The organism is Nostoc sp., assembly GCF_036916735.1.
Lineage (GTDB): Bacteria > Cyanobacteriota > Cyanobacteriia > Cyanobacteriales > Nostocaceae > Nostoc.
Genome location: NZ_JBALFV010000053.1, coordinates 12,793 through 34,207, shown reverse-complemented (window position 1 = coordinate 34,207; position 21,415 = coordinate 12,793). Strand labels below are relative to the sequence as shown.

Genomic DNA, 21,415 nt, shown 5'->3' with positions numbered 1-21,415 from the left:
CAAAAACGGTTAATCTCTCTCCTCATACCGAGTTGCGCTCAAATTAGAGATGGGGGAGATGAGGAGAGAAGTCTGAGCGCCGACTTTTGGCGATAGCGTAGCGTTAGCGAGTCTTCGAGCGTCTGGCTTCTCTACAAGACGCTGCGCGAACGCCAACGTCTTCTCTACGAGACGCTACGCGTAGCTTGCTTCCCCGTAGGGGTACGACGAACAGAAACTCGGAGGAATGAGGGGGGATGAGGGAGACAAGGGGACAAGGGGGATAAGGAGAAGAAATACTACTCTTGACTCTTGTACAGACAAGGGTTAACCCTTGTCTGTACTTGACTCTTGACTCAGCACTTATGGATGCCCAATGCCCTATTTATAGTTGCTATTTCTGAACGCAACTTAGTATCACCTTTCAATTGGTTTTAACGAGCAAATTAAATGCGTGAGTGCTTATTTCAGAAGCAAAAGTTCCATCAGAATTTCTCCCTCAAAATCGAAGTGTTTCATTTTAAAGCGTAATCCTTGATCGATGTAATTTATGACTGGAAGGATAAAACTCGACCGTCCAGAACCCAAAATTAGAGGAGCAATATGCAGATGCAGTAGATCGATGCAATTAGCTTCCAATAAATTGGATACAGTTTTTCCTCCACCTTCTAAAAATATACTAAAAATAGAATTTTCATGTAAAACTTTTAAAATTTCTGAAGGAGCCAAAAGGGAATTTTTTTGAGAACCTTTTACAGCAGAGATAGGAAGCTTGAGAATTTTTTGTTTTATTGCTTGTGGTATGTCTTGATGCTGCTTTCCTTGAGGATATAAAACTATAATTTTTTCATGAAGCGCTACCATCTGCAAATCATCCAACTTCAAATTGCTTTGTCCTTCAATAATCACAGGAATTGGATGTTTGCCAGTTACTAAACGAACCGTTAGTTTAGGGTTGTCTAGTGTTGCTGTTACTGAGCCTACCATAACAGCATCATGAAGCGCGCGCAGACGATGGGCGTGTTTCAAGTTAGCTTCATTACTAAGCCATTGAGAGTTTCCATTGATTGCTGCAATTCTACCGTCTAGAGATTGTGCTAAGTGAGCCATCAAAAATGGACGCTTTTCCAAGTAAGCTGCTCGTTGAGCAAGTAGAATTCCCAAATATATGGAAAAAGTTTTCCATCCACTGTTACTCCAAATTCCTTTAAAATATTTAGGATCTTGCACGAGATCGCTCGGAAAAAGGGAACTGTTTCTAAATACAACGGCATACTGTACTTGAGAAAATATCTGATTGACAAAATTCAAGTCTTGCAAAAAATTATTTGATAAATCAACGATAATCAAAAAATCGCTTTTTAAGAAAAAGGGAATATTTTCAGGAGAAAGTTTTTGGAAGCTCCAAGGACTTTTAGTATTACCAAAAAAAGCCCAATACTCATTTTTTTGAGGAGAGGCGATTTTGATTGCCTCCTTGCATTCTAGCAGTGCTGGCCAAATATCTTCTAAATGCTGGTCAATTACAAGCTCATTTAGTGCTAAAGGTTGTACGTGTTGTAATTTGAGTAAATGCCCTAATTTGTTTGCTTTAGTACTCAAGTAGTTGAAATTGTAGTTATTGGGTTCGATTACTAATGGAATTCGATCAGCTACTTCAATACCATAGCTCTCTAAACCAGCAATTTTACGAGGATTATTAGTAATTAAGCGAATTTGCTTCACTCCTAAATCCTTGAGTATATGTGCTACTATGCTGTAGTCTCGGAGATCAGCAGAGAATCCAAGGTGTTCATTTGCTTCTACTGTATCCAATCCCAAATCTTGCAAGGAGTAGGCTCTGACCTTATTCAACAAGCCAATACCTCTCCCTTCTTGTGCTAAATAAATTATCACTCCTTGACCTGCGTTTTCAATCATCCTCAGTGCTGTTTGCAACTGGCTTCCACAATCACAACGTAGAGAACCCAAAGCATCACCAGTTAAGCATTCAGAGTGTATTCTTACCATGATCGGCTTATGGAAGTTTTCTACTTCTCCCTTAATGATGGCGATATTCTCTGAATTATCTAGAGTATTACGATAGCCATGTATTTTAAATGTACCAAATTCACTAGGTAACTTGGCGATCGCTACAGTTTCTGTGATCGGTCTTTGGTTGCTCATAAGTTTTTGACAATCTTCTCAATCTTTTCTTAATGTTGGAATGACTCGTTGGCTGCTAGTAACAAACAGCACTTTTCTAATCAGGGGTTAAATCGGTTATACCGTTCAATTCCAAGACGCAAAGCTTGTTTTCTAGTGATAAAAATTTTACCAATACAACTCCTTATAGTTCGGGTAGGTCCTGTGGTTGTTCCAGTCTTTTCTCCGACAAAAAAAGGCGATTTTCGGACTGAGGTGTTCCAGAATTTGGTAACAAACGGCTGTTTCTATACCTTCAAAAGTTTCGATTTTTTCAGCAGGCGTGTTTTTATACAAAATAGACGCAATTTCTTTTACGTAAGTATCTAAAAGTTTTTTATTTTCTGGTGTCATTGGCTTCTTGAACGTTTTTTTTCCATCATTAATTCTCTCGAATTACGCTGTTGATGTATAGCCCCCAGTTTATTCGCGATCTGAATTTTTCCATTAAGTCTGGAAAAGCTTGCTGGCAAAGGATTTAAGAAACAGTACAGCAAATACGGTACAGTAATTGAAATCGGGTGCTGTCATGTGACAAGCAATGCTGGACTGATGGGAGAAGAATTTTGCAACCTTAGAACTGGGCGATAAGCCTGACGGCATGGCTACGCTTACCGCCGATTAAATGAACGTGCAATGTCGATAGGCTATGCTCTAAGTCTTGGATTTGGCAAAGCAGTGTCATCCATTTTCAGCAGTGGAACCGTACTCAAAAGAGCCTATGAGTTTTTGCCAATCCAAAAGTGCAATTTTCAAGCATGATTGAACCGCACTGTCAGATGACGGCGCAAACTGTTGAAGAACGAGATATAGTGCTGTTGGAGACACAAGTTTTCTTGATTATGGCAGTATTGAGGCTAAAAAAGAAGGTTATGGTCTAATTGGTAAGGGCGGTAACGTTTTTAATAAAATTCGCCAACTTCAGCACACAGGAGTCATTGTTCGGGCAGTCTATAACCGCAATTTAGATTCCCAGAGCGAGCGTCTTTGGTCGAAGTTAGCAGCACAACCTATAAGTTTTGAACAAGAAATCGAATTGCCACATACTCAAGAGCGTGCTGCTTGCCAAATCAAACGGCTAACTCTAGCACCTTTTTGCCTCGGCTGTTAACAATCAGCACACAAAAAAATGTAATTTCCCTTACTTGTGCGCGTATATTCTTCCGGTTCAATGAAAAGTTTCCGACGACGTGCCTGATAAATACCACCTCCGATAACTAGTACCAATATTCTACTCGCAGTTATAAAACTCCACAACATCCGGTTATTTTTAGTTGTTTCCAGATTCGGGGAATCTACCTGGTTTGGAGTTGTTATTGGGTTTGCAGTTTTTACCTAATTTACAGATGACTCACTATCAGAGTCTAAGATAAATACTACTGCTTTGGTTCCCGCCAGTGTACCACCTTCAAAGTCTCCTTTTTTCAATCGCGGGATGATTTGGGTACTAATAATGTTGCCTACTTTAGCATCGGGCAAAATCGCTTCTACTCCGTAAACAGTCTCAATTTATACGCGGCTATCGCCTACTGAAATCAAAAGCAATATGCCATTATCTGTTCCTTAAATCTGCCAAAAATTGGTAAACAGCAGAATACAGCAAAGAATTTCATGAAAAACTGGACTGATATGATGTTAACTTCTTATATCCGACTTTTTTCCAACTTTTGCAACCCTATCACATAAAACTGCCTACTTTCACCGACTGACAAAAGCAAGTGCGATCGCTTAGGCTATTAGGCATAGAGACAAAAAATTAAGTATAAAAAGATGCTTAATACCCTCAGACCAATCACAGAAGACTTAGCAGGTCAAAGCTATCCTAGTCCTGATTACTTGCAAACACAGCGCCGCATTCGTTCCCTCATAGACAAATATATTGCAGTCGAAAAACTACACGAGCGTCTGCAAGATTTACCGTTACAGTTTACCAATCCCCAACCGCGTCCCTGGAAACTCATCGACTGGCAAACAATTAACCGTAATCAAATTATCGGCTTAGACGCAGAGGTATTTGTATCTATATTGATCGGTGTGATGGATACAGAAGCTCCCATTCGCGGTTATACCCAAACCAGTCGGCAGTATTTGGAAAAATTGCATCCTCAGATGTCTCGGTTTGTTGGTGGAACTGTCGGTAAAGATGGCAAATTGCTGGAACTTGGTTTATGGGAAAAGGAAGAACGTCAGCATACACCTGCATTAATCAAAATCTACACCCAATTAACAGGCGAGAAAATTACCCCAAAACTTCGGGCAGTTAGAAGCTATCTCCCCACAGATGACGCCAAAGAAGACTTATATCGCCACGGCTTACACCGCATTGCCACAGAATACGGTGCTACCTGTCTTTATATTTGGCTCATGGCTCATACCACTGGTGCACTCCAGGATGTTTTAGAAGAAATAGCACAGGATGAAATTAATCATACGACCAAATTCTGGGGGTTTGGGGTCTGGGCTTTCCCTGATACTGGGTTGATGCGAATTGGACGCACGCTAATCAAAACGCGATTGCCAAACTATCAGCGTAACAACCTCATGCGTACCCTCCGTCGCATGATGGGTACCCTCAATTGGAATGGTTGGTCATTAACCAACAAAATAACTCTCCTCTTCACCTTCACCTACACAATGCATCGGTTGTGGAGTTGGAACAATAGCCTCACACCAGACTATCTGCAAAATTTATTTGAAACTAATAAGTCAAAACAAAGGACAAATGACAAATGACAAATGACAAATCAAAATTACCTATTGATTTAAACCCCCAAAAAATCCCCCAACATATCGCCGTTATCATGGATGGTAACGGACGATGGGCAAACAGTCGAGGATTACCACGCATTGCTGGACATCGCCAAGGAGCAAAGACACTCAAAGAACTATTGCGTTGCTGCAAAGATTGGGGAATCAAAGCGTTAACAGCCTATGCTTTCTCAACAGAAAATTGGCAGCGTCCCATTGAAGAAGTGGATTTTCTGATGCATTTGTTTGAGCGATTACTACGCCGCGAGTTAGCTCAGATGCATCAAGAAAGAGTACGCATCTCGTTTATTGGAGATTTATCGGCTTTACCCAAGTCTCTACAGACAGAAATGGAACGTTCAATGATAGAGACGTTGAACAATCAAGCAATCCACTTTACTGTTGCAGTCAATTACGGTAGCCGCAACGAAATTACCAGAGTTTGCCGTCAAGTAGCTCAACTCGTAAAACAAGGCGAACTCAGCGCCCAAGAAGTAAATGAAAGTCTTATAGAACAACATCTCTACACAGCAGATACTCCAGAACCCGATTTACTGATTCGTACTAGTGGTGAGATGCGATTGAGTAATTTTCTCTTGTGGCAAATGGCATATACAGAGATGTATTTCACCGATATTCTTTGGCCAGATTTTAATCGAGAAGCATTTCATCAAGCTTTGTTGAGCTACCAAAATCGCGATCGCCGTTTTGGTCAACTCAAAGCTTCATTATCAGCTTAGTGTACCAAACACCAGACATCGTGTGAAAAAGGCAGGAGGCAGTATTTCGACTACGCTCAACAACCGGGCAATATTCCTTTTGCCTTCTGCCTTTGTTGATAAAGTAAAAGCACCCACACTACCACGATGGTATATGAGCGCTTACAAATAAAACATTATCGAGGATAATCTATCTGCTATGACAGACCGAAGTAACTATAAGAATAGCAGGCACTGGGTAAATAAACTGCAAGGGTAGTTACAAATGTTTTGTTAAAAATATTACTTACCGTCAACATGATGCTTGATTTAGGCAAAATCCAATCGATTGCTCAATCCTATTCTCCCCAAGAACTCTTCGCTGCCTTGGTTTGGCAGCGTCGGTTCAATGAGTTTGATGGCGAAGAAGTGATTACTGACCTTTCCAACCACAGAAATCTATGGGCAAGCTTTCTGTTCACAAAACCAATCTTTGCACCAGATGAAAACGGTTTAAGCTTTGGTGGTATGGTCGATACCCTACTTGCAATGGCAAACTATCGTCCCATGTCTGAAACCAGCATCATCCATTTCATTGCCTATCCTGCCGATACACTATACATCCTTGCAGAGAACCAAGACACAAAAGTGTCAGAGCTTTTAGACTTGGGCAAAAAATGGCGAGCTGACTCAGTAGAAGTAAGTGATGGCACGAATGAAGATTATGGTTTGCGCCTGAAGCGCCGACTGAGAACTAGATTGTCAGGGGGGCTATGGGGTGAAGATATACACCAGGATTGTGATGCGGTAATTGTTTGTTATTGGTGGGATTGAATATTTGAAAGTTATTTCCACTGTTTTCCTCCTGATCTTACCTGCACCCAAATTGAACAGCGATCGCAGTCTCTTAATTTTTTTTGAGTAAATTATTCTTTGTTAGGTATTGAGCCGAAATCCTCGGCTCAATATCTATATCCATTATCACAAAATCAGACTTATGTAAATTATTATTTTGTCAATATACCAATCTTATTTTATATTTGAACAGAGAAAATTTGGAAGGCTTATGAATCAAGCATTTTACGTAATCTATTGTTCAAAAACCATTTAGGATTACTATCGTAATTATAAAAACTCTCAATATGATGTATTGTTAATTCTTTCCAAAAATAGTATTTACTAGAATTTAATACTTGCGATATAAGCTGATGTTTTGGTAAGTTAATTCAGAAAAAATCCTGATATCCAAAATTTAAAGTCAACAAGATTTTTTTAGAAATCTACTTTAAATTTACTTATCAATCAATTTTAAAATCGCAACTAATTTTTTCACTATTTTGTAGGTGTTGGGAGTTATGATGGCAAAATATCTACTAGCTTCTGCTAGTGGGATGGGATTTTTATGTTTAATTGTCGGGTTATCACCTGTGCAAGCCCTTCCTAGTTTAGAAATTGCAGATAAAAACGTAGCTGTTAATCAAAATGACGGCAGCTATGAAAAGAATTATTCTCATCAAAGCGATTTAGCAAACAATATCTCCAGTAAGTTGCTGATAGCTAATGAAACTCAAAAAAACTTACCCTCAGTCAATCAACAGCAAAAAATTCAAGATATAGGAGTAGATTCTGCTGTTAACTTGTTGCAGCCAATTACACCACAACCTGTAAGTTCATCTCCAACCTCAGACAAACTTGCACAAGTAACATCCGTATCACAATTGTCTGATGTACAGCCGAATGATTGGGCTTTTCAGGCACTCCAATCTTTAGTAGAGCGCTATGGTTGTATCGCAGGTTATCCCAATCAAACCTATCGCGGTAATCGGGCGATGACTCGCTACGAATTTGCTGCTGGCTTAAATGCTTGTTTAGACCGAATCAACGAATTAATTGCGACTGCAACTGGTGATTTGGTCAACAAAGGAGATTTAGCCACGTTGCAGAAACTGCAAGAACAATTTGCGGCGGAATTGGCAACATTGCGGGGTCGAGTAGATGCTGTAGAAGCTCGCACAGCAGAACTAGAAGCAAATCGGTTTTCTACTACGACCAAACTTAATGGAGAGGCAATTATTGCTGGTGTTGGTGCTAGCGGTGGCGCTCCTAATCAGAGAGACCCGAACATCATTCTAGTCAATAGAGTGCGGTTAAATCTTACCACTAGCTTTACTGGTAAAGATTCATTAATTACTGGATTGCAAGCCTATAACTTTTTGGGTGGAGCCGATGGACAAGGTAGCCTGCAACAAAGTTTAGGATTAGCTTCGCCACTTTTGAGTGCAAGTAGCGCTCGTACCAGTTTTGAGCCGCAATTTCCAGGGTTGAATGTCAATACTTTGTCAGGTGTTGGTGCAAACAGTATTCAGGTTTACAAATTGCTGTATGTCTTTCCCGTCGCTAATAAATTAACCTTGTTTGCGGGAACTGCGGCAGAAACATCAGATGCTTTCCCAGCAATTACGCCTTTTTATGGTGAAGGACAAGAGTCAATTTCTCGTTTTGGCAACTTGAATCCTGTACTACGGGTTTCTGGTGGAACTTCGGGTACTGGTTTAGCATCGGCGGCGGGATTTATTTTTAACATTTCGCCAAATTTTGATTTAAGAGCTTTATACGGCAGTGTAAATGCCAATTTACCCGAAAAATCTGCTAATGAAGCAGTACCAGGAGTTTCTACTACACCTTTGGGAGCAGGTTTATTTAGTGGTAGTAGTATTATTGCCACACAGTTAACCTTTAAGCCAAGTTCTGCTCTGGATATTGGTTTAAACTATGCCCACAGTTATCACGAAATCAATATTTTGGCTACAGGATTAGTTAGTAGTGATATCGGTGCTTTAGCAGGGGTTGCGGCTGGAACACCGCTCACACTCAACTCTGTTGGCGGTACACTAACATGGCGGTTGTCTCCCAACATAGCCTTATCTGGCTACGGTGCAGCAATATTTGTTGATGCTGCTTCCAATAGCGTGGATGCTTCCACCACCTTTACAAGTTGGATGGCAGGAGTTCATTTCAGAGATTTATTCAAGTCAGGAAACACTGCCGGGATTCTTTTTGGTCAGCCGCTTTTTCGTAGTGATAGTGGTGGTGCTGCTCAACTTACGCCCACAGGCGACAATCGGGCGACTCCTTACCATTTAGAAGCCTATTACCGCATTCAAGTTAGTGATAATATCAGCATTACCCCTGGTGCGTTTGTTCTCTTTAACCCAGAAGGTAACAGCAACAATGAGACTACGACTGTAGGTGTACTTAGGACTACTTTTACGTTTTAAGAAATTGGCAGTAGGGAATGGCTAACGTACCAAAAACATTATTAAACCGCAACGCGAGAGTCATTAGTCATTAGTCCAATAAAAACCACGTTCCTTGTGGGCGTGGTTTGAATAAGGTTTTAGCATAATTCTGTTACGTGTGATTGAGTACACCATCCAAAACGATTGATTATTTTTTATTTGGAAGTCTTTAAGGATGCACTTAATATTTATTAAACGAACCGCTAAGTACGCGAAGGAAGAGAGAGATCAACTAATGAATGCAAATTTATTTACTCATCACTTAAAGAAGTCCTGCTGATTCATATAATCGTTTAAGCATTGCTGAAATCTTCGTACCATAATCTAAATCTGCTGACCATCGCCCTGAAAGCTGATCAATTAATGGTGCAATTCCCCGCGTCACAAAGCGAAACCTTGGATCTACTACTTCTTGTACCAAAGGTTCTAAACTAGCGTAAGCTTTCAAATGTTGGATGTGTGCCCTCACTCCAATTCTGGCACTCGGAAAAGATGCAGCCTCTGAACCACCACCGATCGCACCTAAGCCTGCAAAGTTATTTTGCTCAGGTTTAATATCACCACCAAACCGTAAAAATCCAGTTTCTACACACATTTGGCAAAAGGCAATATCATAGTTAACTCCCTCTATCCCTGCTTCTTCCCGATAAAGTTTTGGGATGTCAGGAAAGCTTACTAAAGCATTTTCATTATTGTTTCTCAGAAATAATTGTAACTGTACTTCGGAAGTATTACCGTTCGACATCACCCGCGAAAATTGACCAGGGCAAACCACCAAATTCGAGCGCAAGCTAACAGTACGTGTTGCAGCATCCCAACTAACTGCAATATTAAAATCTCGCAGTTCAATGGCTTTAACATAAACTATTTTATGATAGGTAATCCGATTGACATTAGCTGCTTTTGAAAGGTCAATTCGGAGCAGGTCTACTAAATCAATGGGGATGTAAGCATTACCATTAACTAAAACCCCTTGCTCTGTATAACTTTGTCCATTAATATTAATATTAATTGGCGGATAATTTTGTTCTGCCGGCGTTCCAGGAGTGGGGTCAATTACACGACTCCAAGTCACCAATCCATCGGCAATTCCCAAAGCAAAATCGCGGCGACGACTTTGCAGCAAAGCCCGATCCTCTGGATTGCTGAGAAACCCTACTTGCATCACCAAGGCTGGAAGCGTTGTCTGGCGACAGAATGCTAAACTACCCAATCCACTATTTGTATCTGCTTTGACTCCCCGATTCGGTAATTGGGGTACGCGGCGCAACAACGCCACTAGCAATTGTTCAGCATTACTCCTGCGATCGCTATTATTAGAAATATAGAAAACGCTAGCCCCACGCACAGAAGGACTATTAGCCGCATCAGATTCAATTTCTAGAGCGACATCACCCCGGCGGCCACGGGAATTAATCCAGGTGATAGTTTGGGCGGCACTCAAGTCATCAGGGACTGCCAAAATTTCCACATTCCGCGCCCTCAGTTCCGTGACAATCAAATCCCGCAGCAAAATCATTTCTTTAGCTTCAGTTGTACCACCTGCGATCGCACCTGGATCGACACCTCTGGCTTCTTTGCCACCGTGAGCTGCCGAAATAAAAATACGCCCCATCTTAAGTATTTCCTCTGATAAAATTAAGTGTAAGCAATTGTATAGATCATTCTTGGTCTAGCAACAAGAATATAATAGCCATCAGAAGTCTTTTGTCATTTATCCTTTGGTATTTTTCTAAAGTTAATGTCCAGGGAGTAGGAAGTGGGGAGTGGGGGATGAGGAAGATGAGGGGATAAGGTGACAAAAGTTAGAACTTGCAACAAATCTTTTCCTTGCCCTTGTCCCCAATTCTCCTTGTCCTCTTCCCAATGACCAATGACCAATGACCAATGACCAATGACCAATGACCAATGACCAATGACCAATGACTAATGACTAAATATGCAAATCCCCCGCTTGCACCCAGATACAATTGAGGAAGTTAAACTACGGGCTGATATTGTAGATGTAGTCTCCGAATACGTAGTTTTACGCAAACGTGGAAAAGATTTCGTCGGTTTGTGTCCCTTCCACGATGAAAAATCTCCCAGTTTCACCGTTAGCCAGACAAAGCAAATGTACTATTGCTTCGGCTGTCAAGCTGGAGGAAATGCCATTAAGTTTGTCATGGAGTTGGGGAAGCGTTCTTTTGCTGATGTGGTGCTGGATTTAGCACGGCGTTACCAAGTACCTGTGCAAACTCTTGAACCCGAACAACGCCAAGAATTACAGCGTCAGCTATCTTTGCGTGAGCAGTTATATGAAGTTCTGGCAACGTCCGCCCAATTTTATCAACACGCCCTTAGACAATCACAAGGGCAAAAGGCACTTCAATATTTGCAATCTAACCGCCAACTCAAAGAAGAAACTATACAGCAATTTGGTTTAGGTTATGCCCCCGCAGGTTGGGAAACTCTCTATCGTTATTTAGTGGAAGATAAACATTACCCAGCGCAAATACTAGAAAAAGCGGGATTGATAAAGCCACGCTCTTTAGGGGGCGGTTATTATGATGTATTCCGTGATCGCTTGATGATTCCCATCCGTGATGTCCAAGGGCGGGTGATTGCCTTTGGTGGTAGAACCTTGACTGATGAGCAGCCTAAATATCTGAATTCACCAGAAACCGAACTTTTTAGTAAAGGTAAAACATTATTTGCCCTCGATCAAGCCAAAGGTGGAATTTCTCAACTCGATCAAGCCGTGGTGGTAGAGGGATATTTTGATGCGATCGCTCTCCACGCTGCTGGTATTAATAACGCCGTTGCCTCACTCGGTACAGCCTTAAGCTTAGAACAAGTCCGGCTAATATTACGCTACACCGAATCGAAACAATTAGTACTCAACTTTGATGCTGATAAAGCTGGAACCAATGCCGCAGAACGGGCGATTGGTGAAATTGCCGAATTAGCATACAAAGGCGAAGTTCAGCTAAAGGTTCTCAATTTACCCGATGGTAAAGATGCCGATGAATACTTGCACAAGCGTTCCCCAGAAGATTATGGAGAACTACTAAAAAATGCGCCACTTTGGCTAGACTGGCAGATTCAGCAAATTATTCAAGACCGTGATTTGAGACAGGCTACTGATTTTGGGCAAGTAACTCAGCAAATAGTCAAATTACTTAAAAATATAGCTAACAGCGATACACGAAACTATTACGTTTCCTACTGTGCAGAAATACTCAGCTTAGGAGATACTAGACTTATACCCCTACGAGTCGAAAATCTGCTAACTCAAATTGCTCCCCCTGCGGCTACATATTCTAAGCCTGTGTCAGTCAGAAAAGCATGGGGAAGTAGCAAATCCTCACTTTCTAGTACAGAGGCGATTAATGGCATCTCTCCCCACTCCCCACCCCCCACAGATCGCGGTCTTTTAGAACACGCAGAGGCGTTATTATTGCAAATTTACTTGCATTGTCCCGAACAGCGTCAAGTGATTATTGACGAATTAGAGGAGCGAGATTTGCAATTTAGCCTTTCACATCACCGATTTTTATGGCAACAAATTTTAGAAATTTCATCCGGTGATGGAGAGACGAGAAATTTTGCGTCTCCACCAGATTTAATTTCCCGCCTGCAAGACCAGTTCTTAGAATTTGGTAGCGAGATAGGGTTAATTTCCCATTTATTTCATATCGATGAGAAAACCCAAAAAGAAATACTGCGGACTTTGCAAGTAGTTCAAGCTGCGATCGCTTGCATGGATTTAGTAATGCTTGAAAAACGCTATCGCCACTTTTTGGAACTATGGCAACAAACCGATCCAGAAGCTGAACCAGAGCGGTATCAATCTTATTATCAGGCTTTCTACGCCGAAAAAATCAAGCTTAAGAAAATAGACCGACAAAGGTTATTTTCGATTACAGAGTTGTTATAGTCTAACTCTTGATCAGACCTCAATACATTATCAGTTAAGCATTTCTTCTTTCTCTACAAGACGCTACACGAATGCTGTTATACCATTTATTTGTGAGGCTACGCCCAATACAGTTTGGTTACCCTGCGGGATCTTGCTACGTTCCTCAACCCAACCTATACATTTTTATTTTTTGGGCTTAACCGAACCGTATTGAGGCTACGCCAAACTCTTTTAACTTCTTTCTTTATGTCTTTTGCGTCCTTTGCAGTAGTCCGCAGCAAGCCGATGCAGCGTCTACGTTTTTCTTTCTTGTACTTAGAATATAGTTTAGCGATCGCGTTTAGCAGAACGGCGCGATGTAGACGAACGCGCACTAGGCTTATCGCCATTGGTGGCGGGTGGCGCTGCTTTACGTTTAGCCGATGTCTGTGGTAACGGTTTAGGAGTACAAGCCGGACGCTTATCATCTCCGGGTTTTGCTCTGTGTTGCCGTCCATTTGTGATTGGTTCAGGGTTGGTATCGGAGTTAGAGGCAAAACCAGCCACTACTTCCCTTGGCAAGCGCTGTTCGATCAGTTTTTCAATATCTTTCAATAGAGGATATTCATCGACACACACCAGCGATACGGCTTCACCTGACGCGCCAGCGCGCCCAGTGCGCCCAATGCGATGAACATAATCCTCCGGTACATTGGGCAGATCGAAGTTAACTACATGAGGCAGTTCGCTGATATCAAGACCCCTAGCAGCAATGTCTGTCGCCACCAATACCTGTAAGGTACCATTTTTGAACTTTGCCAGAGCATTAGTACGCACTGGCTGGCTTTTATTCCCGTGGATTGCCAGTGCTTGAATGCGGTCTTCGCCCAACTGCTTAACCAAACGATCAGCGCCATATTTAGTACGCGTAAACACTAGTACTTGATACCAATTATCTCGGTGAATCAGGTGAGCAAGCAATTGGCGTTTCTTGTCACGGTCTACTTGGTAAATTTTCTGTGCGATCGTCTCGGCGGTAACGTTGCGGCGTGCTACCTCAATCATCGTCGGGTTATTAAGCAGACCGACGGCGAGTGCCTTAATTTTGTCCGAGAAAGTAGCGAAGAATAGTAAATTTTGTCGTTTTTTAGGCAATAGTAAGAGGATGCGACGGATATCATGAATAAAGCCCATATCCAGCATCCGATCTGCTTCATCTAGCACCAAAACCTCAATATGTGACAGGTTCAGCGTGCCCTGCTGTACATGGTCTAACAGTCGCCCTGGAGTAGCGACTAGAATATCCACTCGGTTCTTCAGACGCTGTTTTTGCAGACTAATACCGACTCCGCCGAAAATCACCATCGAGTTTAGCTGCAAGTACTTGCCGTATTCGCGCACGCTTTCTTCCACCTGTGCAGCCAGTTCACGAGTCGGGGTGAGAATCAGCGCCCGGATTGGCCGATATCCATTAGATGTACCTTTGATGCTCTTGTCAGACGACAACTGATGCAGAAGCGGTAGGGTAAAACTAGCGGTCTTTCCAGTACCAGTTTGTGCCCCAGCTAGCAAATCGCTACCCGACAAGATGGCAGGAATCGCCTGTTTCTGAATTGGCGTGGGTTCAGTGTACCCGCGTTCGGTAACCGCACGGATAATTTCATTGGACAAGCCGAGAGTAGAAAAAGACATAAAACTCCATAAATAACATCGGCCTGTTGCCAATGGCGGCGTCAGTCTTAGGCGAACTGATTAAAAAATTATTAAAAAGCTGGATAGACAGTAGCGCAAAGACTGAGAGCGAGTGCCGCAGTTCCACATTGTAGCAGATTGCAGCCCATTGTGTGGTTAAAGTTGCTCTGATTCAGTGTTGTGTTAAATTAGCATTACTTGGAATGTAAAATGTTGAACAATTAGGAGAAATTCGTTATCGCAATCCAAAAGCAACTGATTAATTCACAAATCAAGTCACCTAGCGTCTTCTTGATTGACCATGAGAATAACAATCGTGGTCTAATCGACACAAATGAGGCGCTACAGCTAGCCGAGAGCTTAGAGCTTGACTTAGTTGTAGTCTCCCAAGGTAAGGAGGCTCCAATCGCCAAGATTCTCAACTATGGCAAGCTTCAGTATCAAAAGAAAAAACGTCAGAGCCAGAGTGCTAGACCCACAGTAAAGGAAGTTCGATTTGGTCTAAATGTCGGCATAGCTGATTACAATTTACGCATCGAACAAGCAGGACAGTGGTTGCGTAAAGGCGATTCAGTCAAGTTTGCCATCCGTTTACGAGGCCGAGAACATCAATATCGTGACAAAGCAGGAGAACTGCTAGACCGAATTGCAAATGATCTCAGTCAAGTAGGTAAAATCCAGTCGCTAGATAAACGTGCACTAGTTATTCAAGTCATTCCTGCCTAGTTAATCTGGCGATCGCTAAAGGATATATTTGTAACAGCTTGTAAGGAACGAAAAAAGCTGAAGGCAACACTGTAGCTTCTATGGAAAGAACATTGAGATTATCCCCACTGAAGATAGCAAGGGGATTTTTTCGATGTGCATCCACTCATGTTTGCACAGAGCTACACTGGAGATGAGGATGGAACCTTAAACCATTGAGGGATGCCATTATTCTAAGTACTGGGACATCGAAACATCTCAGATCCTTTGTACAAATATTTATTTCTGCAAGCCGCACTGACATTTAAAAGTGCGGCTTTTGGATTTATCTAATGCGCTTGACATAGCGTTCCTACGAAACGCGCTTACCTATATTCCTATATAGTTGAGTTAAGCATTTCTTTCTTCTCTTTGCATCTTACCCTTCTCCTTCAAAGATGCATTCGCATTCGGGAAGCCACTTCTCTACGAGACGCACTCGTTTCGTGTCTATTGTTCTTTTGTCTAAACCTGTACAGGTTGTCTCTATTAGGGATTGAAATAACTGAAAGCTTCTGAGAGATAATCAGCAGCAGATGCTACTACTGCGATCGCACTTTCATAATCTAGACGCGTTGGTCCCAAAACTCCCACACTTCCTACTGGTATTGAACCTCGGCGATAGGTGGAAGAAATTAACGTGCAGGTGCGTATCGGTTCTAAAAGATTTTCTGCACCGATGCGAACTGTTACCTTTGACTTACCCACATCCTCAAGCTCTGGTTCCTCAAATATTAATCGCCATAGTTGGTCTTGTTCTTCTTCTAGCAGGTGGATAATTGTTTGTACCTGCTGTAACTGGGAAAATTCGGGCTGGCGCAAAACTTCTGACACACCCCGAACCATAATTTGGGTTGCAGTCGGCGCATGAGTGCGACGAGTCAATTCAGCAACTGAATGTTTTAAGAATTCCCCGTAGCGTTGGAATTCTTGATCTAATTCGCTCCAGTTTAGGTTACTTAATTCCAACAGACTTCGCCCCCGCAAGTGGGTATTTAAAAAGTTAGAAACAATTTGTAACTCGCGATCAATTACCTCTGAATCCCGTTGTGTTTCGTCTGGTATTGGTGACAAATCCATCAACTTGGAATGTGTCTCATAACTATCGGTAACAACAATTAACATAATCCGCCCCGCTTCAATTTGCACTAATTGCAGATGTCGCAATAGTGCTGTGGTAGTTTGCGGCATAGTAATCAAGCTAATGCAACCACTTAAGGTTGCTAAAATTTGTGCGGCTCCTTGCAGTAGGGTTTCTAAACTCCAATCTTCCCACTGGAGGCGCTTTTGTAATGCTACTTCTACTTCTCGTCCTAAAGTTTCCGACGGTGTAATTAGCTGGTCAACATAAATGCGATATCCTGAATCTGAAGGGACACGTCCAGCAGAGGCGTGTGGTTGGTAGAGTAAGCCGGATTTTTCTAAAACGCCCATCACATTGCGAATTGTGGCTGAACTTACACCCAGGTTGTACTCCTCGATTAAAGCTTTTGAACCAACAGGCTCTGCTGTAGCAATGTAGTGACGTACCGTTGCCCAAAGTATATGCTGTTGTCGATTTGTTAACTGGACTTCCATAGAGTATGTTTTGCTAGAGGCAAATTTTAATCGAAAAATTTCTGGATTTGATTGAAAACTAAGAATATTAATAATTTATTAAGATAACAAATTATACAATTAAATTGTGACAATTAATCTTAAGGTTCACGTATACCATTCTTTTAACAAATCTTTGCAGTAAAAGCTGAGAATTTGAATTTACAACATCCTTTTCTGCCTTATTTTTGCATAATTATACATTAATAAAAGTATTATTGTATACGTATTTTTGCGGCGATCGCGGCTGGGATTGGGGACGGACAAAAAGTTCCGCAAATATGTAGCCAGTGGAGAAAGTTACAAGCTTTTCTGGCGGGCCGCTGAGTTTGTTTACTGTTATTTTTAGCATAGCAAAAGCTAGATGGAAGTTATTCTTCCATCTAAGTAATCCACCTAGACACAAGCTAATACTGAGGAATTGAATGGTCTACTAAGACGGAATAAGCATCAATACCACCCGAAATATTTTGCACATTTGTAAAACCTTGAGCAATCAACCACTGGCACATCTGGGCAGAGCGGATGCCGTGGTGGCATAGTACAAGGGTTTCAGCTTGGGGATTGAAGAGGGTAGGAACTTGATCTCCCCATTCGGCAAATTGACTTAAGGGTAGATTGACAAAGCCCTCAATACTAGCAATCTCCAATTCTTGTGGTTCGCGTACATCTACTAGCTGAATACTTGTATCACCAGAAGAAAGACGTTGTGCCAGTTCTTGTACACTAATCTGGTTCATGGGTTAACTAAAAGAATTCCTTATAAACAGTCCTAATCCTACTTATGGTGACAGAAAATCTCTGCCTTTGCATGAGTATCCATTCTCAAGAAGGCTGATAGATTCTAGCAGGCTTTCTGCTTAAATGGCTGTAAACCGTCTTTTTAAAGGTTTAATGTGAATAGGCAACGTTCATTTATTGGTTTTATCGTAGCTGGTGCGATCGCACTGCTAGTAATTGCGATCGCTGGCTTTTACTGGTTTTTCGCTAAAAGTCCGGCTAACCTCACTGCTTCTACCGGACAGCCTAGTGCAACCATATTTGTGTCGAAACTCTCCCCTGTAATGGTTTCATTGCTGACGAATCCTGATCGGTTACAGGCGTTGGAGGGCGAAGGAGAACTATCTAAACTCAAAACCAGTTTATTCGCCAAGAGTGGCATAGATTACAAAGAAGACGTTCAACCCTGGTTAGGAGACGAAATTACCTTAGCTATTACCACCCTAGATATTGATCGCGATCAAGAAAACGGCCAGCAGCCAGGGTATTTGTTAGCACTAGCAACCAAGCAACCGGAAAAAAGCCGCGAGTTTGTTGAGTTGTTGTTTTCTAAACGAGCCTTAGCTGGAGCAAACTTAGCTGTTGAACAATACAAAGGCGTAAAACTGATTTACGACAATCAAGAAGTAAGTACAGAAGAGAAAATCTCAAATCGTTCGATTGAGCGTAGTCGTACCACTTCGTGGAAGCAAGCTACGCGTAGCGTTCCGCAGGAAAGTACAAAATTCAAAATCCAAAATTATCTAGCTGGTGCTGCTGTTGGTGAAGGCTTTGTGTTGTTTGCCAACGATCCGAAAGTGTTGCGAGATGCCATCAATAACGTTCAAGCGCCCGATCTAAATTTGACTAGCTCCCTCGAATACCAAAAAGCGACAAAACAACTTTCTAAAGGGAGTTTAGCTGTAGCTTTCTTGAATCTTCCCATCGTGGCTAAATGGCAAGGTTTAGAATTGCCACAAAGTTATGATAGCGAAATTATTTCCCTGGCGTCGAACCCCAAAGGGTTGCTAGCAGAAACCAGCTTTTTAACTTCATCGGAAATTGTTTCCCCATCTGCACCACTATCTAAACCTGTAGGAGCATTGAAGTATGTTCCAGCGTCCGCAGGTTTGGCAATTTCTGGCTCAAATTTAAGTAATTTGGGTAACAGTGATTTAGCCAGACTCTGGAGACAAGCAACAGCAACTATATATGGTTCTGAGGAAGATGTGGTTTCTCGGTTTGCAAAACCTTTGGCGGATGTTCAAAAGAAGTGGGGTATAAACTTACCAGAGGATATTTTCAGTTGGGTACAAGGAGAATATGCTATAGCATTGTTACCTGCAAAAGAGCAAACAATCCCTGATTGGATTTTTGTAGTAGAAAAATCTCAGAGTGTCGAAAAAGGCGTTGCTCGATTAGATGCGATCGCCTCATCAAATGGACTCAGCATTAATCTCTTAACTCTGCCCCAGCAAAAAATCTCTGCTTGGACAGAGTTAACTACGGCTACCAAAAAAAGCGATGTTAAAGAGGGAACATCCTTCAGTATTGAAACAAAAGTGCGAGGATTACATACAACTTTAGGAAATTACGAAATTTTCACCTCTGACTTAGAAACGATGGATGAAATTCTCACAGCCAAGGATAATTCCTTAATTGACAATCCCAAATTCCAAGATAGTATTGCTGCGATTCACCAACCAAATCAAGGCTATATATATCTTGACTGGACAAAAAGCCAGAATTTGTTAGAGCGTCAAGTACCGATTCTCAAGTTAGTGGAAGTTTTAGGGAAACCATTTTTTGATAATCTGCGATCGCTCACAGTCAGCAGTTATGGAAATGATACAGGAGCGCTCAAAGGTGGCGTTTTCTTCCAATTCAATAACTTGTGAGATTTTCAAAAAAACTCAAGTGCAGAAGGTTAAATATTCTTTGATCTTCTGCATTTTCTTGTTTCAGGATATTTACGTTGATTATTTGTAGCATTTACTATTTGTATTTATAATTTTTGCATAGGTACTGGCTGCTGACCTAGAAATCCAGGTTCAATATGGCAGTGAGTATCAAATATATCATAAATAAATTACACAATACCCAGGTAGCGATCAGTAATGGGCAAAGCAATTGGCATTGATTTAGGGACGACTAATTCTGTTGCCGCTTTTAAGTTAGCTGAAGTGGAAGTGTTGACAGCTAACGATAATACGCCTCCAGACAGGAAACTGAGGCGATCGCTCAATCTGCCGAAGAAGAACGCCTAGAGCCAGAGCCTTTACCAGTGACTTTATCAGAGTTATTTACCAAGGGCATTATAGCTTGTAAAGAGGAACGTTACCCCAAAGCGATAAAATACCTCGAATACTATTGCCAAGGCTATACAGATCGGAATAGTAAAGATTATATTCAAGCCCAAATGTGGCTGATTAAAGTGTATAAAATAGTTGGACAGTTAGAAAGAGCGATCGCACTTTGTCAGCTTTTGAATAATCATACCCATCCGCAAGTGCAAACTTGGGCAACTAAAACTTTAGCGATGTTATCAAAAGAGGTTTCTCATGTCTGATTTTATCATCAGTCAAGAACAGCGAGACTTGACCATACAAGAAATAAACAACCTCAAAAAAGACAAAGTTGTATTACAACAGTCTTTACAAGAACAGCAAACCTAAACCGCAGCAAATACTGAAGATTTATTTTTAGAATTGCTAGAAATTGGTGATGCATTAGAAGCCTTACTGGCTTATCTTGAACAGAACCACAACCCCAGTCCAGAATTTATCTAGCGTTTACCCAAGTTTGTAGCAGCAGTTAATCGTAAGTTTCTGAGTGTACTAGGAAAGTGCCAAGTCTTACCTATAGAAATAGAACTGCAAAGTACACAGCCAGATTTTAATTTATGCTGTGTTATTGCTCGTGAAGTCAGAAATGATATGGCAGACCAAACAATTACTAAAATCGTCGGTCGAGGGTTTTCTCTAGGATAAAAAACCCTGCGTCCAACAGAGGTAATCACATCTAAAACATCAGTTGGGGAATTGTAACTGCTGTTTACAGCAGAATTCAGCAGTAAAATATGTTTTATACCTGGGTAACAGACAAATCGTTGTGTACCTCACCGACTTGAAATCTGCTGTATATGAAGAAACAGCCTAGCAATTATCTCCTTGCTTGAAAAATACTCAATTGTGGCACATTTGAATGTGGCACAACCAATTGAAATTTCACTAGAAATTTTTCATTAAAATATGTATATGTCATTACTAATTTAATAGCCTGTTGGAGGGCTACTATGAAATACTGTCGCCCCCGACTTCACTTTAGCGGCGGCTGGTTGTTGGCTATACTTACCGCCATCACAGCTACGCCTGTAATAGCACAGACAGCGAATTTTGGTACTTTCACCCTGTCAACAAATTTTAATCCAGCACAAGGAACAGTGCAAGGGTTTACAGGTGGTTCTTACTCATTGTCTGCCATAAGTAACCGCGATCGCGACCAAAAAGCCTGTATCGGTTTTGCTGATCCTAATCCAGATCATATTATGGTTTTGGAAAAGAACTTTCCCCAAATGACAATACAAGTCGATAGCAACGGCAATGATACCACTTTACTGATCCAAGGTCCAGATAAAACTACGATTCGTTGCGGCGATGACACTGGTAAAAGTAAAGATGCTAGCGTTAGCGATCGCAACTGGAAAAGTGGCACTTATCGGATTTGGGTAGGTACATTTAATCCTGGGGTCAAGCGCGATTACACTCTGAAAGTGGAGCGGTAGTGAAGAGTGAAGAGTGGGGAGTTAGGAGTTAGGAGTTGGGAGTTAACGATTA

19 protein-coding genes and 3 pseudogenes are annotated in these 21,415 nt (G+C 41.6%); 12 read left to right on the top strand and 10 right to left on the bottom strand.

What is annotated here, in order from left to right; translation table 11 throughout:
* Nucleotides 1-441: 441 nt before the first annotated feature.
* The 3 pseudogenes from V7L20_RS13270 to V7L20_RS13260 form a co-directional block, all read right to left on the bottom strand.
* Nucleotides 442-1,086, bottom strand: a pseudogene (locus V7L20_RS13270) (RibD family protein); the annotation flags it as partial.
* 426 nt (nucleotides 1,087-1,512) lie between these two features.
* A pseudogene (gene ribA, locus V7L20_RS13265) lies at nucleotides 1,513-2,127 on the bottom strand (GTP cyclohydrolase II); the annotation flags it as partial.
* A gap of 101 nt (nucleotides 2,128-2,228) precedes the next feature.
* Nucleotides 2,229-2,517 (bottom strand): annotated as a pseudogene (locus tag V7L20_RS13260) (ISKra4 family transposase); the annotation flags it as partial.
* A gap of 282 nt (nucleotides 2,518-2,799) precedes the next feature.
* Between V7L20_RS13260 and V7L20_RS32615 the strand changes: the two are divergent.
* A complete protein-coding gene (locus V7L20_RS32615) occupies nucleotides 2,800-2,925 on the top strand; it encodes an IS4/Tn5 family transposase DNA-binding protein (RefSeq protein ID WP_442943539.1) in 126 nt (41 codons plus the stop codon).
* Nucleotides 2,922-3,044 (top strand): hypothetical protein, encoded by a 123-nt coding sequence (locus tag V7L20_RS13255; protein WP_334744526.1) that lies wholly within the window; start codon nucleotides 2,922-2,924, stop codon nucleotides 3,042-3,044. The genes V7L20_RS32615 and V7L20_RS13255 overlap by 4 nt, the downstream gene beginning before the upstream one ends.
* A 454-nt stretch (nucleotides 3,045-3,498) precedes the next feature.
* Here the strand turns inward: V7L20_RS13255 and V7L20_RS13250 are convergent, their stop codons facing one another.
* Nucleotides 3,499-3,672 (bottom strand): TPM domain-containing protein, encoded by a 174-nt coding sequence (locus V7L20_RS13250; RefSeq protein WP_334744586.1) that lies wholly within the window; start codon nucleotides 3,670-3,672, stop codon nucleotides 3,499-3,501.
* A 261-nt stretch (nucleotides 3,673-3,933) separates the two neighbouring features.
* Between V7L20_RS13250 and V7L20_RS13245 the strand changes: the two genes are divergently transcribed.
* The 4 genes from V7L20_RS13245 to V7L20_RS13230 all read left to right on the top strand — a co-directional run bounded on the left by V7L20_RS13245 (nucleotide 3,934) and on the right by V7L20_RS13230 (nucleotide 8,887).
* Nucleotides 3,934-4,896 (top strand): ferritin-like domain-containing protein, encoded by a 963-nt coding sequence (locus V7L20_RS13245; RefSeq protein WP_334744525.1) that lies wholly within the window; start codon nucleotides 3,934-3,936, stop codon nucleotides 4,894-4,896.
* Nucleotides 4,893-5,651 (top strand): isoprenyl transferase, encoded by a 759-nt coding sequence (locus V7L20_RS13240; RefSeq protein ID WP_334744524.1) that lies wholly within the window; start codon nucleotides 4,893-4,895, stop codon nucleotides 5,649-5,651. The genes V7L20_RS13245 and V7L20_RS13240 overlap by 4 nt, the downstream gene beginning before the upstream one ends.
* Nucleotides 5,652-5,900: 249 nt before the next feature.
* Nucleotides 5,901-6,443, top strand: a complete 543-nt coding sequence (locus V7L20_RS13235) for a hypothetical protein (RefSeq protein ID WP_334744523.1) — start codon at nucleotides 5,901-5,903, stop codon at nucleotides 6,441-6,443.
* 524 nt (nucleotides 6,444-6,967) lie between these two features.
* Nucleotides 6,968-8,887 carry an iron uptake porin gene (locus V7L20_RS13230; protein WP_334744585.1) on the top strand — a complete coding sequence of 640 codons (1,920 nt, stop codon included), beginning with the start codon at nucleotides 6,968-6,970 and terminating at the stop codon, nucleotides 8,885-8,887.
* Between the two features lie 283 nt (nucleotides 8,888-9,170).
* Here V7L20_RS13230 and tftA read toward each other — a convergent pair whose 3' ends face one another.
* Nucleotides 9,171-10,523, bottom strand: coding sequence for a hormogonium tapered terminus morphoprotein TftA (gene tftA, locus V7L20_RS13225; RefSeq protein WP_334744522.1), 1,353 nt, complete (start codon nucleotides 10,521-10,523; stop codon nucleotides 9,171-9,173).
* A gap of 324 nt (nucleotides 10,524-10,847) precedes the next feature.
* On the opposite strand from tftA, the gene dnaG reads away from it, so the two are divergent.
* Nucleotides 10,848-12,827 carry a DNA primase gene (dnaG, locus tag V7L20_RS13220; RefSeq protein ID WP_334744521.1) on the top strand — a complete coding sequence of 660 codons (1,980 nt, stop codon included), beginning with the start codon at nucleotides 10,848-10,850 and terminating at the stop codon, nucleotides 12,825-12,827.
* A 309-nt stretch (nucleotides 12,828-13,136) separates the two neighbouring features.
* On the opposite strand, the gene V7L20_RS13215 is transcribed toward dnaG, so the two are convergent.
* A complete protein-coding gene (locus tag V7L20_RS13215) occupies nucleotides 13,137-14,480 on the bottom strand; it encodes a DEAD/DEAH box helicase (RefSeq protein ID WP_334744520.1) in 1,344 nt (447 codons plus the stop codon).
* Nucleotides 14,481-14,717: 237 nt separating this feature from the next.
* Here V7L20_RS13215 and infC point away from each other — a divergent pair, with 237 nt between their 5' ends.
* The gene (gene infC / locus V7L20_RS13210; RefSeq protein WP_334744584.1) at nucleotides 14,718-15,206 is read left to right on the top strand and encodes a translation initiation factor IF-3; all 489 of its coding nucleotides are present in this window, start codon (nucleotides 14,718-14,720) and stop codon (nucleotides 15,204-15,206) included.
* On the opposite strand, the gene V7L20_RS13205 is transcribed toward infC, so the two are convergent.
* From V7L20_RS13205 to V7L20_RS13190, 4 genes are all read right to left on the bottom strand, one after another.
* Nucleotides 15,193-15,351 carry a hypothetical protein gene (locus tag V7L20_RS13205; RefSeq protein WP_334744519.1) on the bottom strand — a complete coding sequence of 53 codons (159 nt, stop codon included), beginning with the start codon at nucleotides 15,349-15,351 and terminating at the stop codon, nucleotides 15,193-15,195. The genes infC and V7L20_RS13205 overlap by 14 nt on opposite strands.
* 362 nt (nucleotides 15,352-15,713) lie before the next feature.
* Nucleotides 15,714-16,802, bottom strand: a complete 1,089-nt coding sequence (gene hrcA, locus V7L20_RS13200) for a heat-inducible transcriptional repressor HrcA (RefSeq protein WP_334744518.1) — start codon at nucleotides 16,800-16,802, stop codon at nucleotides 15,714-15,716.
* Nucleotides 16,803-17,016: 214 nt separating this feature from the next.
* Nucleotides 17,017-17,172, bottom strand: a complete 156-nt coding sequence (locus V7L20_RS13195; RefSeq protein ID WP_334744517.1) for a hypothetical protein — start codon at nucleotides 17,170-17,172, stop codon at nucleotides 17,017-17,019.
* Nucleotides 17,173-17,227: 55 nt separating this feature from the next.
* Entirely contained in the window at nucleotides 17,228-17,560 is a 333-nt protein-coding gene (locus V7L20_RS13190) for a rhodanese-like domain-containing protein (RefSeq protein ID WP_334744516.1), read from the bottom strand.
* Between the two features lie 156 nt (nucleotides 17,561-17,716).
* On the opposite strand from V7L20_RS13190, the gene V7L20_RS13185 reads away from it, so the two are divergent.
* The 4 genes from V7L20_RS13185 (at nucleotide 17,717) to V7L20_RS13170 (ending at nucleotide 21,363) form a co-directional block, all read left to right on the top strand.
* Nucleotides 17,717-19,477, top strand: coding sequence for a DUF3352 domain-containing protein (locus tag V7L20_RS13185; RefSeq protein ID WP_334744515.1), 1,761 nt, complete (start codon nucleotides 17,717-17,719; stop codon nucleotides 19,475-19,477).
* Between the two features lie 219 nt (nucleotides 19,478-19,696).
* Nucleotides 19,697-19,846: a hypothetical protein gene (locus V7L20_RS13180; RefSeq protein WP_334744514.1), complete on the top strand. Its 150-nt coding sequence runs from the start codon at nucleotides 19,697-19,699 to the stop codon at nucleotides 19,844-19,846.
* Between the two features lie 17 nt (nucleotides 19,847-19,863).
* Nucleotides 19,864-20,148: a hypothetical protein gene (locus tag V7L20_RS13175; protein WP_334744513.1), complete on the top strand. Its 285-nt coding sequence runs from the start codon at nucleotides 19,864-19,866 to the stop codon at nucleotides 20,146-20,148.
* 726 nt (nucleotides 20,149-20,874) lie between these two features.
* Nucleotides 20,875-21,363 (top strand): hypothetical protein, encoded by a 489-nt coding sequence (locus V7L20_RS13170; protein WP_334744512.1) that lies wholly within the window; start codon nucleotides 20,875-20,877, stop codon nucleotides 21,361-21,363.
* Nucleotides 21,364-21,415 lie beyond the last annotated feature (52 nt).